Genomic DNA, 12013 nt, shown 5'->3' on the forward strand with positions numbered 1-12013 from the left:
AGTAGACATTATAATTTTTATAGTCGCTATTTACAAGATTTATTTACTGTAAAAGAAAATGTAAGCGTTTAACCTTTTTTTATTTTAGAAAAATAGGAAAGCGGTCTATACATTATAGAATTCATGTACTCCTTCTTATCTATTAATTATGTTCCCCCTTTGGTGAGAGTTTTTATAATTATTTTAACATACAGATGATTGAATGGTGATATTATTTTATTAACCATTGGATGATTGGCAATTTATACGCACGAATAGGTGCTTCTACTAGTTGATAAAAGGTACCTAAGAAGCGTTCATGATCACCGGTTCTCTTTAAATACTTTTCTAACTGCTCCTCTAGCGTACGCTTTTGTTGTTCTGTATTTGTTAAATAATAATTTTCAATACACTCAAAGTAGTGGAGCGGAAACAGTAATCTTGCATATAATAGCCGCCATGAAAACGGGGACAATCTGGTCACTTGCTGATAAGTTGATAGGAAGCTTTTAACGATTGGCTGATAAGTTTGTGAATTATAAAGATATCTCGCTCGCACCCATTCAGCTAAATCTCTTGATCCATGATCAAACACCCAATCATACGGGTTTTTTATCAATTGATTTTTCCCCCATGTAAATTCTGTAAAACGCTCATGACAAACCGTCCCATGATCGACTTCAATTGGGCGATTATCAAGTTCAGTATCTGTAAGATATTGAATCGCATTTTCAGCAAGCCCCATATAATAAGGGAAAGAATCATAAAACATTTTTTCAAATTCATTTTCTGGGGTCCGAAATAATTTACCGTTCCAAAAATGCTCCATTTGATCTAATCGTTTTTCCCATAACTGCTTCCATTGGCCAATTCTGTTTATATTCGTTACTCTGAAGGGCAACGAGCGACCACGTAAATGAAAGCGTGCCAGTTTCTTTCCGATTTTATTATTATCCTTTCGTTTTAACTGAGGATATTTTAACACACTATATTTAGCTCCTTCCCACTCACAAATTTTTTCCGTCTCAGTTGTTGCCTGGAAAAACGGAATTTCTTTATCTCCAAAGAAGCGGAGCTGGGTAGCAATGGTTTCAAGTTCACTTATTTCTTGCTCTTTTATAGTATTTACGTTCATAATCAAATAAAGTGCATTTTCTTGTTGAAACGCTCGATACTTTTCAACTTCAATTTCTTGACCATTTTTTATCCCGTACTTTTCCTTTAACATTTTTTCAAACATATAGGCAACCCCTCTTTAAGTAGACTTTTTAGTACTATATGAGCGACAAAATGAAAACTTGTTAATATTGCAGGAATGTACCGAACACCTTTAAGGTTATGCTGTAATTAAGCATATAAATAAGTGAATCAGAATCATTCGATTCTTATGAATAGACTATTATGAAATAGAGAAAAGAAAGGTGAGATTTTTATGTTAGAAAAAAAGAAAGCCATTACACTTACAGAAGAAACCGCTCGAGACTGGCTTAAAAAGCGCGGCGTTGAGGTAGAAGATATCGCCCAGCTTGTTTATTATCTTCAAGAACAGTACCACCCTGCATTAAGTATGGAGGACTGCCTAGTGAATGTTGAACGTGTTCTTTCAAAGCGGGAAGTACAAAATGCGATTCTTACTGGCATTCAACTTGATATTCTTGGCGAACAAGGAAAACTCGAAGAACCATTACAATCGATTATTTCAACTGATGAAGGTTTATACGGCGTAGATGAAATTCTTGCCTTTTCAATCGTCAATATTTACGGTTCCATCGGGTTTACAAACTATGGATATATTGATAAACAAAAACCAGGTATTCTTAAGAAACTTAATGATAAAACAAATGGCCAATGCCATACCTTCCTCGATGATATCGTTGGGGCAATCGCAGCCGCTGCTTCTAGCCGTCTCGCACATCGTGCTGCAGACACGGAGTAGAACAATCATAGTTAAAGGAGTAGACATAAGGTCCACTCCTTTTTCGTTTTAATCGATTTGCCACTGGTCAAGTGTATCGATCGTATATGTAGGTTTAACTTCATATCCTTCTAAAAGTTCCTTCGTAGTAACACCCGTATGTACAAGCAATGTATCTAAGCCAGCGTTCATTCCCGCAAGAATATCTGTATCGTAATAATCACCAATCATGATTGTCTCTTCTTTGTTTGTACCGAGAACCTTTAAAGCTTGTTCCATGATAATTGATTCTGGTTTTCCAATAAAGATTGGTTGTGTTTGTGTTGAAACAGCTACTACTGACGTCAATGAACCATTTCCTGGTAGTAGGCCCCGTTCTGTTGGAATCGCAATATCTCTATTCGTTGAAAGGAAAGTAGCGCCATTTCGGACGGCAAGACAAGCCACCGCTAATTTTTCATAGCTTATTTCATGGTCAATCCCCATAACAACATAGTCTGCATCTTCACCTGCTTGTGCAAATCCTTTCGCAGCAAGGGCAGTACGTAATCCTTCCTCCCCAATCATATAAATGGTCGCATCTTGCTTTCGGTCGTATATATAATTTGCTGTCGCTTGACTTGTAGTAAAAACTTGTTTTTCTGTAGCTGCAATCCCGAACTCTCTTAGCTTTGCAGCAACTTGTTCTGGTGTACGTGAAGAATTATTGGTAACAAACAGATAAGAAATGTCCTTTTTTATTAACCTATCAATAAAATCGGATGCCGCTTCAATTCGTTCAGTCCCTCGATACATCGTTCCGTCGAGATCAATCAAATAGCCTTTATACCTTTTCTTCTTATTCACTTCAGTCCCACACTTTCTTAGCAATTACGCACTTCTATATTATTTTCTAAAAGCCGAAACTGGCCCTAGCTCATTTGTCAAATATTGACGAACCTTTAGCGAGAATTGTTTTAATGCCGCTAATTCTTGGTCGAAACCTTTATGTAAACTTTGATGGTCTACTTTTGTGTAGCTTTGAACAGTCATCTTTCTGTATGGAATCAGTTTTAATAAGCCTTCGTGCATTTCATTTGTAATGACCTTTTCATCTTTTAAAATGTCCATGATATCCTCATAACTTCCTGGATCCCGCATAATAAAGCCGTCAATCATCATGTTGCCAACATCAAGAATCGCTTCAATCATCGTGTGAGTTAGACGTTCCAATCCCGCCTTCTCCATTTCTGTTTCCCACTGAACATGCCCTTCAAACAGGCCTATTTGCTTTTCTAAAAAAACTAAAATTTCTTCGATTGCCTCTCGATCGACAAAGTACATTGCTACCCCTCCATCATGCCTATATACTATATCAACTTTTACTTTTTATACCTCCATATTGTATCACAAAAAAAATAGCCACGCTTTCAAACATTTGGCTCCGTTAATGCAGATATGAATGCTTTTTGTTAAGATGATAGAGAGACAGAAGAATGCTTGAACAATTAGGGAGGAATTTTTGATGACAGACCGTTTTTTCTTATATGATGATTTGATTAATACCAAAACCCGTTTTATAAGTTTTATGGGGGAAAACAAACGATTTGATTTGGCCATCATTCAATCTGATCGATACTATGGCAAACAAATTGTCCTTGATATCCAAGGAAATCGGTTTGCCATTATTGGCCATGATGATTTAAATGAAGAAGGTTATCTTGAGCATGCCTTTAATTTATCTGAAGAAGACGCCGAGGAATTAAGATCTTTTTTGCGTGAAGCGGTTTAAAAAAGCACTCTATATCGCTTTGTTTGTTATTTTCTCGTTAAATTGGAATACTAATGAACAATGGCGATAAGAAAGGGTGACACCATGGGAAATAAAGACGCTGAAATTTATTCTGATTTTTCCAATGTAGAGAAGAGCCGTAACTTCTTAACAGCCGAAGAATTTCCAGAAGGTCCGTATGGTTCCTCAATCCGAAAGGACGAACCTGTAGAAAATAAGAGTTCAGAGTGGCAAGAAGGACAACGCTCCTATAGTGCGTTTAATTATGAATATAAAACGCTTCACCAAGAGATGCCGCGACAAATGGCGGGTGCGCATCCTACCCATGATGACCCCGCAGAAGATACACAAGATCCATATACACCTTAAGGCCGGGTTATTCCCGGCCTTTTCTTATTTTTTTACCTTTTTTGCGACAAAATAGGCACAGCCGAAATTACAAAATTCATACAAATATTCACTTACCGTGCTTATTTTTGTATCAAAAGTTGCCTTCTGACTTTGGTCATCAAAAAAACCCTTTAGTCTTAGCTGACCATATCCCCAATCTCCAACAATATAATCGTATTTCGTTAATATTTCACTATATCGTGACCGAAATGCTTCTTCATTGAAACCATCTCTATAATCATCAACCACTTCATAACAAACATTATTAATGCAAATCATTTTATCACCTCTACTTGTACTAGCAATCCGTAATTTTAGTGGATCTAACTAAACTTCATTTTCCTCTTTTTAAATTATAACTGATTCTCCAGCAATTACTAAGAAAAAAAGAAAAACTGTTGGTCATTCTAATGAGTAGGAGGTGTAAGAGTGAAAATAAAAACAGGATTCGCAATCATCGGGATATGTAGTTTAATGGCTACCACCGGTTGTGCTGCTGGCAACATGGCTGAGGGAAATCGCCATAGGGACGACCTAGGCACATTTAACGAACCAAATCGCCAACTTCATATTAACAATCATGAACCACAATTTTACAATCGTGATTTAGATACGGGAGATTCTGGGTTTGGTTATGTTCGCCATAAACGAACAGGTGTAATGGGAGCAGACAATCAACCAGAATACTCTATTAACCGAGAACAGGTTGCTGATATGATTTCTAAGCTTAGTATCCAAGTTCCAAACGTCGATGATGTTTCAACTTTAGTAACCGATGAGGAAGTATTGATTGTTTATGAAACAGATTCTAATAACCGTAATGAGACCGCAGACCAAGTAAAGAAAATGGCCATGTCTGTCGTTCCAAGCTGGTTTGAAATCTACGTTTCAGATAATCCTGCTTTAAGAAAGAACATCGAGAATTTTGCGACGCTTACTACGAACAGTCGTGACATCGATACAATCATTGATGGTGTTATCAAACAAATGCGAACATCTCCTCAAGGGGACTATAAAGACGGACGTCTTGACGGTGAAAAATCGAATGACGAGACAATGAGATCTAACAACCGACAAAAATAGAGTTCAGCTAAGCTGAACTCTATTTTTGTCCTTTTAAGCTTGTTTCACTTGACTCGATTCTCCTAGTGCCTGCTTATGCTTAGCTGCTTCATTCACTTGTTCGTCAGCGTGATAAGACGAACGAACGAGCGGACCTGCTTCACAGTGACTAAAGCCCTTTTCCATCGCAATTTCCTTCAAATCACTAAACTCATCTGGGTGATAATATTTCACAACCTTTAAATGCCCTTTTGTCGGCTGTAAGTATTGGCCAATTGTCAAAATTTCGACGTTGTTTGTACGTAAATCATCCATTGCTTCAATGATTTCTTCTTTCGTTTCTCCCAGTCCAATCATGATGCTCGATTTAGTTGGGATATTCGGTTGTAACTCTTTCGCTCGACGGAGGAATTCCAATGAGCGCTCATACGTAGCCCTTGCGCGAATCCGAGGTGTTAATCGTTTAACTGTTTCAATATTATGGTTCAAGATGTCAGGCTTTGCATCCATTAATGTTTTCAGGTTTTCAATCACTCCCCCCATATCTGAAGGAAGTACCTCAATCGATGTAAACGGACTTTTTCTCCGTATCGCTCTTATAGTTTCAGCAAAAATAGCTGCTCCGCCATCTTTAAGGTCATCCCTGGCAACGGCTGTAACTACAACATGCTTTAAGTTCATCGTTTCCACGGATTCGGCTACTCTTTCCGGTTCCTTTAAATCAAGCTCGGTCGGCAGCCCTGTTTTGACTGCACAAAAGCGGCAGGCGCGTGTACAAACAGCTCCAAGAATCATAAATGTAGCTGTTCGTCTTTCAGCCCAACATTCATGAATATTCGGACAGCGAGCCTCCTCACATACAGTATGTAAACTTTGGCTCCTCATCATTTGCTTTAAGCCAGTATAATTTTCGTTTGTATTTAACTTTATTTTAAGCCATTCCGGCTTTCTTAAAACATCTTCTTTTTTGCTCATCAGGTCTCACTCCTTTGCTAAGAAAAGGCCTCAAATAAAATCCTTCTCTAGTCCCACTTTACCATAGTTGAAAATGGAACGACAAGTGAGACATTCTATAGTTACCAGATTTTGCTCCTTATGATATTGAGCGTTTCTCATAAACTAAAGGAAACAAAAAGCCGAAGGGAGGATTCCAGTGAGGTATCTTCTTGCAATTGCCATCATCTTTTCTCTCTTTTCCTCCCCGTATCATCTAGCGGCAGCTGAGGAACAAGAGGATATTTACGCAAAGAGAATGGAGTTATATAAAAAGACTGAAGCAGTAACAAACTTGCCATGGTACTACGTAGCAGCGATTGATCAATATGAACGTAGTGTCCGTCAGGCAAGAAAAGACATTCCTAAAGCAGAAGGACTTACAGGTATTTATTTCAAACCAGAACAATGGGTTGGTTTTCTCAACCCAAATACAGAAGATGCAAATCCTCAATCGATTCAATTCTTTAATGGGCTCGGTTTTGACGGAAATGGCGATGGCAAAGCCGAACGAACCAATGACGAGGATGTTCTCCATGCATTTGCCCAGTACTTATTATCTTATGGTACAGATCATGATAACATTAAAATTGGTCTTTGGGATTATTATAAGCGTGACAAATCGGTTGGAATGATCATTGGCAAAGCGAAAATATATAAGCATTTTGGCCGTTTAAATCTTGACGAACATGCCTTTCCAGTACCATTAAGAAGCAATCACAGCTATAAAAATACTTGGGGAGATGCGCGCGGTTGGGGTGGACGACGAATCCACGAAGGGACAGATATCTTTGCTGATTACGGCGTTCCAGTCAGAGCGACAGGCTATGGAATTATCGAAATGAAAGGCTGGAATCGCTATGGCGGCTGGAGAGTCGGGATTCGTGATATTAATAATACGTATCATTATTTCGCTCATCTAAGCGGTTTTGCAAAAGATTTACATGTCGGACAAATTGTTGAACCAGGTCAAGTCATTGGGGGAGTGGGAAGTTCTGGCTATGGTCCTCCAGGAACATCCGGAAAATTCCCCCCTCATCTACACTACGGCATGTATAAAGATAATGGCTATACTGAATGGTCATTCGACCCTTACCCACATTTAAGGCTTTGGGCGAAACAAGAACGAGCAAGGTTGCAAAACAAATAATGGGGCTGACCTCGAATGAGGCGCCCCATTCTTCATTATGACTTTGATTTCGACTTTTTCACCGCATGGATAATACTTGCAGTAAGACCTCCCCAAATGACAACCATTCCGACAACCATCATCACAACTGCACTCGTATCCATTATTTTGAATCCCCCTTATCCTTTGGTACGTTTAGGGCGTTTGAATCCCATTTTTTCACATAGCTAAAGACGATTCCAAAAATAATCGCGGCTATCGCTACTAGCCAACCAAAATAAAAATTAAAACTTTCTGGGTAACCTCCATAGCTCGTTTCTAAATCTGTTTTAATATTCATAATCATCATAACTCCAAGAACAGCAGGCGTAATATACTTCAAACAAATCGTCCACCAGCTACCAAGCTGAATATCTGAAATGGCATTGGCATGGTCACGAAGCTGATTCAATTGTTTTGCAATCCAAACAACAATGATGATTTCAACAAGACCTGCAACTGCAACACCATAGTTATTAATAAAAGCATCAACCGTGTCAAGGAAGTTCAAACCGCCTTGCGTTGCATAAAGAATTGATATTAATGCAGATAAGCCGCCGCCAATCGCTACCGCTTTCGTACGAGAAACTTTAAATTTATCTTGAACTCCAGCAATATATGTTTCGACAATTGAAATGAGTGATGATAAACCAGCTAATGTTAAACAAAGGAAGAATAATAATCCAAAGGTACTACTAAAAGCTGGTAATTCGTTAATAATTTGTGGAAAGACGGCAAAAGCAAGGATGACCCCTTTACTCACAACCTCATCTATACCGACCCCCTGTTGCATCGCCATAAAGCCAAGCGCTGCAAACACACCAATTCCAGCCAGTAATTCAAATGAAGAGTTCGCAAAACCTGTAATGAAAGCATTGTTTGTAATGTCAGATTTTTTCGGTAAATAACTCGAATATGTGACCATAATCGCAAAGGCAATGGATAAACTGAAAAAGATTTGGCCGTAAGCAGCAACCCAAACTTTCCCATTGGTAATTTGACTCCAATCAGGTTTGAAAAATGCGTTGACCCCATCGATTGCACCATCAAGGGTTAAAGCGCGGACAACAATAATTAAAAATAAAAAAACAAGTGCTGGAATAAAGATTTTATTCGCAACTTCAATCCCTTTTTTAACTCCCTTGAATAAAATTCCTAATGAAATGACCCAAACGATGACTAATGGAATAAATACTCCCGGTACAAGACTACCTACTTCCCCTGCATCAACGACTTGCAAATAATCACCGATTAAGAATCCGAGTGGATCTGCACCCCATTGCTGCCCGACTGAGAAATAAGCATATGACATTGCCCAACCAACGATGACAGCATAATAAGTAGAAATGATAAATGAGATCGCTAACTGCCACCAGCCAAGCCATTCAGCGCCTTTTCCTATGCGGGCAAAGCTTAAAGGTGCCGAACCACGATATTTATGCCCAATCGTGAATTCCATAATGAGCAATGGAATCCCTGCCGTTAATAAAGCAAATAAATATGGCAGGAAAAACGCGCCGCCGCCACTTTCGTAAGCAACACCCGGAAAACGCCAAATATTTCCTAAACCAATTGCTGAACCTACTGCGGCAAGGATAAAACCTGCTCTAGTTCCCCATTGAGGACGTTGGTTCATATCATCATACCCCCTAAGTGTGTCTCTGAAATATACGAAGAATTTAAAACTTCAATATTTTCAGATTTTTTATTTTGTGACAAGTATATCCATCTTTTTTTCTTTTGTCAAAATAATATTCTGTGAATTTTTTGCAACATTTGAAAAGGCTTACAAATAAGAGGAAAGAGAAAATATTTAGTCTAATGTTGCTGCCCTTTTTAGATAATAGGCGAGAACCCTCGTGACTTCAGTCATGAGTTGTTGACATGGACAGCTTTTAAATTATTATGTTAAAATCAATCTTTTGAATCGTCTATCTTTCCGTCGGTAATGGAATGGCTGGAGCCCCACCTCCTCCATTGTTAAAAAATTGTGGAACCTCTCCTTCATGAAGAAATCCGCCGATTGGAATATTTTCTTTAACAGTGGCCACAGTTGTTGCAAATGGGATGATAACTTGAACATTTACTACGACTTGAATGGATACATCAATCCATGTGTTATTAATGCCTAACGGTTTTTGTTCCCATACAACATCGGTAACAATATCTCCAATGGCCGTGAAACGAACAGGGATACTCGGTCCTTGATTTGCAAGCAACAGATTATTTGTTGCCCGGCCCAACGGTATATAGTAGACAAGTCCTTCCTCTCGTTTTACTGCATCTGGTTCAATATCTACATCCGAAAAGGATTGTAATGAAGCAAAATTTCCTTTCTCTGCTTCATTAATATTTGCTTGAATTAGGCTAACGGTCTCGGCCTTTATTTTATTTAAGACCTCTGCATTATATTGGATGACCGTCTTTGATCCATCGTTTATTGGGACATATTCAATTAGGTCTGTTGTATTCATTCCACGGACAACTTGTTCATTTATTGCTTTGTTGATGATAAGAGTAGCCATTTTCGTTGATTGGGCTTCTGCATATCTCATTAATATCGGTTCGATTTTTCGATCAATGATCCAAAGACCGCCTAATGTTGCAAGCATAAAGAAGAGCACTGTTAGCAATATTACATGTTTGAACGGTAAGGGTCCTTTTTTTCGCCGTAGCCGGAGGCCCGATTTCCCCAAAATAAATCCCCCCTTTACATGCAATGTATGCAGTAAAGGGGGGACCTAGCCTAAAAATATTCCAAAAATGTTTAAAATAACGATACTTACGCTCTGTCCATTCATGCGAACGAAAAAATAACATCTAAATCATTTTTTGCAATGCTTCTTTTCCAGACATCCCTGCCGTAATTCCTAGACTTTCTGCCTCGATCGTGACCGACTCAAGCGGTGCTTCTAGCAATTGATCGATTGTTTTGACGCCAACGGCTCTTCCAGCGATGACCTTTCTATCTTTTAACTTTTCATTTAATAGAGCCACATCTAAAGCGCCGCACATAATATATCCTTTATCATTTGTTACAACAAGTAAATTTGTTTTAGGCAGTCTGACAGAAACGCTTAAAAAGGTATGGCCGTTAAGTTCAATTGGTGCCATTTCAATCATAATCAGCTCCCCTTTCTTACAATACAAGTTATGCATTTGCAAGAAAAAGGTGAAGCTTGTTATTGACCATATACTTCCAAAAGTTTATCTTTTAGAAGGTCACGTAATAATTCTGGAAGAAAATACACTTTCTTCTCCGCTCGATTAATCGCCGGAAAGAAGCGCCCGAAGGTGAACATATCTGGAAGAGCTACTCTATATGTTTTTTTCGGTTCCAACGGTTCATTTTTTATTTTAATCATTACCGAATTTGGTTTGTCACTGTTGATTTCAATTTCGTCATAAATAAAATTACCTAAAACCGTTCCTCTAAATCCCAATCCTTTAACTTGTAGATGTGGCCATTTCTCGTCTCTTGTTTGTAAGAGCACTTCCTTTAATTCCGAGCCTGTTAATTCGACTGTACACGGATTAATTGGATGGGGACAGATCGATAAAAGGTCAAATTCTGTGACCTTTCCTTTCTTTAAACTATCTAATAATAACCCGGCATTGATGAATGCACAATCTGCATCACACCATTCTTTTAATGTCTTACATAGAAGGTTTGCCAAAGGTGAATCTGCGAAATGTTCTGCGGGTAGCGGTTGGGGCAAGTAGGCAACTTTTTTTTCAAGTATTTTTTTTCCTTTAGTATAAAGGGATTTAATTTGTTCCTCTTCGTTTGTGGCCGGCTCCGATTTAAGCATATTATAAAGTTGGGCTTTCTTCGAAATAACCTTTCGTGAAGTTGGGTCAATTTCCAGAACGGCATGACCCGTATATCCCCCGAACTTTCCGGCTGCGCCAAGCAATGTATTCCTGACCAATTTCCCTTCATGTAAAATATGATGAGTATGCGCGCCAAGGATCAAATCAATTTGCGGATACATTTCCGCCATTCTCTCATCCTCGTGAATTCCTAAGTGAGAAAGCAGAATAATGACATCTGCGTTTCCTTTTAATTCGTCCAGGCATAACTGTAATTCTTCTAGCGGGTCGTTTACCTTCCAACCGAGTAAACGATAAAAATGAGAAAAGTTCACTGTTAAACCAATCACCCCGACCCTTGTCCCTTTCTTCGTTGTATACAGTTTAAATGGCTTAACCCATTCAGGCCTCGTTCCATCTTTTTTATAAAAATTCGCTGCTAGGACTTCGAATTTTCTTTGGTTGTACATCGAATCCAAATCTTCATAAGCTAACGTTATGCCCTCGTTGTTACCAAAGGTTACCGCATCATAACCGGCATCATTTAAGAGCTGACAATTTCCTTTTCCTCTTGTTCCATCAGAAAAAGGGTGCCAGCGATCCATATGATCACCGATATCAAACAGCAAATACTCATCGCCTTCCTGTTCATGCCAGTTTCGACGTTCGGTTACTAGTTGATGTATTCTTGGCCAATGCTCAAAATGGCTGTGCAAATCATTTGTATGATAAATATGTAAAACTTCCAAACAACTCATTCCTTTTAAAAATGCTCTATTTAAGAGCATATTTTTAGATTAGAAAAAAATCGCAGTAACTAAGTAAGGTATAGGTATATAATAGCATATCGTTTTCAAAAAGTTATGAAGTGGAACCGTTAGAAAAAGCCGCTTACCGATTCAGTAAGCGACTTTTCAACCAA

At 38.5% G+C, this 12013-nt stretch carries 15 protein-coding genes; 5 read left to right on the plus strand and 10 right to left on the minus strand.

The window, feature by feature from the left end; genetic code table 11:
- Window positions 1-211: 211 nt before the first annotated feature.
- A complete protein-coding gene (gene yutH, locus GNT69_RS00340; protein WP_203552967.1) occupies window positions 212-1219 on the minus strand; it encodes a spore coat putative kinase YutH in 1008 nt (335 codons plus the stop codon).
- Between the two features lie 192 nt (window positions 1220-1411).
- Here yutH and GNT69_RS00345 point away from each other — a divergent pair, with 192 nt between their 5' ends.
- Complete coding sequence (locus GNT69_RS00345; protein WP_203552968.1) at window positions 1412-1915, plus strand: phosphatidylglycerophosphatase A family protein; 504 nt, start codon at window positions 1412-1414, stop codon at window positions 1913-1915.
- 48 nt (window positions 1916-1963) lie between these two features.
- On the opposite strand, the gene GNT69_RS00350 is transcribed toward GNT69_RS00345, so the two are convergent.
- Together GNT69_RS00350 and GNT69_RS00355 are read right to left on the minus strand one after the other, a co-directional pair.
- On the minus strand, window positions 1964-2740 hold the full coding sequence (locus tag GNT69_RS00350; RefSeq protein WP_203552969.1) for a TIGR01457 family HAD-type hydrolase: 777 nt from the start codon (window positions 2738-2740) through the stop codon (window positions 1964-1966).
- A 39-nt stretch (window positions 2741-2779) separates the two neighbouring features.
- On the minus strand, window positions 2780-3217 hold the full coding sequence (locus tag GNT69_RS00355) for a DUF86 domain-containing protein (protein WP_203552970.1): 438 nt from the start codon (window positions 3215-3217) through the stop codon (window positions 2780-2782).
- 181 nt (window positions 3218-3398) lie between these two features.
- Between GNT69_RS00355 and GNT69_RS00360 the strand changes: the two genes are divergently transcribed.
- Window positions 3399-3665 carry a DUF3055 domain-containing protein gene (locus GNT69_RS00360; RefSeq protein ID WP_203552971.1) on the plus strand — a complete coding sequence of 89 codons (267 nt, stop codon included), beginning with the start codon at window positions 3399-3401 and terminating at the stop codon, window positions 3663-3665.
- An 84-nt stretch (window positions 3666-3749) separates the two neighbouring features.
- Complete coding sequence (locus GNT69_RS00365; RefSeq protein ID WP_203552972.1) at window positions 3750-4034, plus strand: cytosolic protein; 285 nt, start codon at window positions 3750-3752, stop codon at window positions 4032-4034.
- A 24-nt stretch (window positions 4035-4058) separates the two neighbouring features.
- On the opposite strand, the gene GNT69_RS00370 is transcribed toward GNT69_RS00365, so the two are convergent.
- The gene (locus tag GNT69_RS00370; protein WP_203552973.1) at window positions 4059-4334 is read right to left on the minus strand and encodes a YutD family protein; all 276 of its coding nucleotides are present in this window, start codon (window positions 4332-4334) and stop codon (window positions 4059-4061) included.
- Window positions 4335-4484: 150 nt separating this feature from the next.
- On the opposite strand from GNT69_RS00370, the gene GNT69_RS00375 reads away from it, so the two are divergent.
- A complete protein-coding gene (locus GNT69_RS00375; RefSeq protein WP_343206433.1) occupies window positions 4485-5138 on the plus strand; it encodes a YhcN/YlaJ family sporulation lipoprotein in 654 nt (217 codons plus the stop codon).
- 33 nt (window positions 5139-5171) lie between these two features.
- Here GNT69_RS00375 and lipA read toward each other — a convergent pair whose 3' ends face one another.
- Window positions 5172-6092, minus strand: coding sequence for a lipoyl synthase (gene lipA / locus GNT69_RS00380; protein WP_203552974.1), 921 nt, complete (start codon window positions 6090-6092; stop codon window positions 5172-5174).
- 178 nt (window positions 6093-6270) lie between these two features.
- Between lipA and GNT69_RS00385 the strand changes: the two genes are divergently transcribed.
- A complete protein-coding gene (locus GNT69_RS00385) occupies window positions 6271-7260 on the plus strand; it encodes a M23 family metallopeptidase (protein WP_203552975.1) in 990 nt (329 codons plus the stop codon).
- A 35-nt stretch (window positions 7261-7295) separates the two neighbouring features.
- Here the strand turns inward: GNT69_RS00385 and GNT69_RS00390 are convergent, their stop codons facing one another.
- From GNT69_RS00390 to GNT69_RS00410, 5 genes are all read right to left on the minus strand, one after another.
- Window positions 7296-7403 (minus strand): methionine/alanine import family NSS transporter small subunit, encoded by a 108-nt coding sequence (locus GNT69_RS00390; protein ID WP_203552976.1) that lies wholly within the window; start codon window positions 7401-7403, stop codon window positions 7296-7298.
- Window positions 7403-8914 carry a sodium-dependent transporter gene (locus GNT69_RS00395; RefSeq protein WP_203552977.1) on the minus strand — a complete coding sequence of 504 codons (1512 nt, stop codon included), beginning with the start codon at window positions 8912-8914 and terminating at the stop codon, window positions 7403-7405. The genes GNT69_RS00390 and GNT69_RS00395 overlap by 1 nt, the downstream gene beginning before the upstream one ends.
- Window positions 8915-9209: 295 nt before the next feature.
- Window positions 9210-9974 (minus strand): sporulation protein YunB, encoded by a 765-nt coding sequence (gene yunB, locus GNT69_RS00400; protein WP_239093973.1) that lies wholly within the window; start codon window positions 9972-9974, stop codon window positions 9210-9212.
- 124 nt (window positions 9975-10098) lie between these two features.
- Window positions 10099-10401 (minus strand): YunC family protein, encoded by a 303-nt coding sequence (locus GNT69_RS00405; protein ID WP_203552978.1) that lies wholly within the window; start codon window positions 10399-10401, stop codon window positions 10099-10101.
- Window positions 10402-10460: 59 nt separating this feature from the next.
- Window positions 10461-11849, minus strand: a complete 1389-nt coding sequence (locus GNT69_RS00410) for a bifunctional metallophosphatase/5'-nucleotidase (RefSeq protein ID WP_203552979.1) — start codon at window positions 11847-11849, stop codon at window positions 10461-10463.
- Window positions 11850-12013 lie beyond the last annotated feature (164 nt).

This window comes from Bacillus sp. B15-48 (assembly GCF_016879755.1).
In the GTDB taxonomy this organism is placed as follows: Bacteria; Bacillota; Bacilli; order Bacillales; family Cytobacillaceae; genus Mesobacillus_B.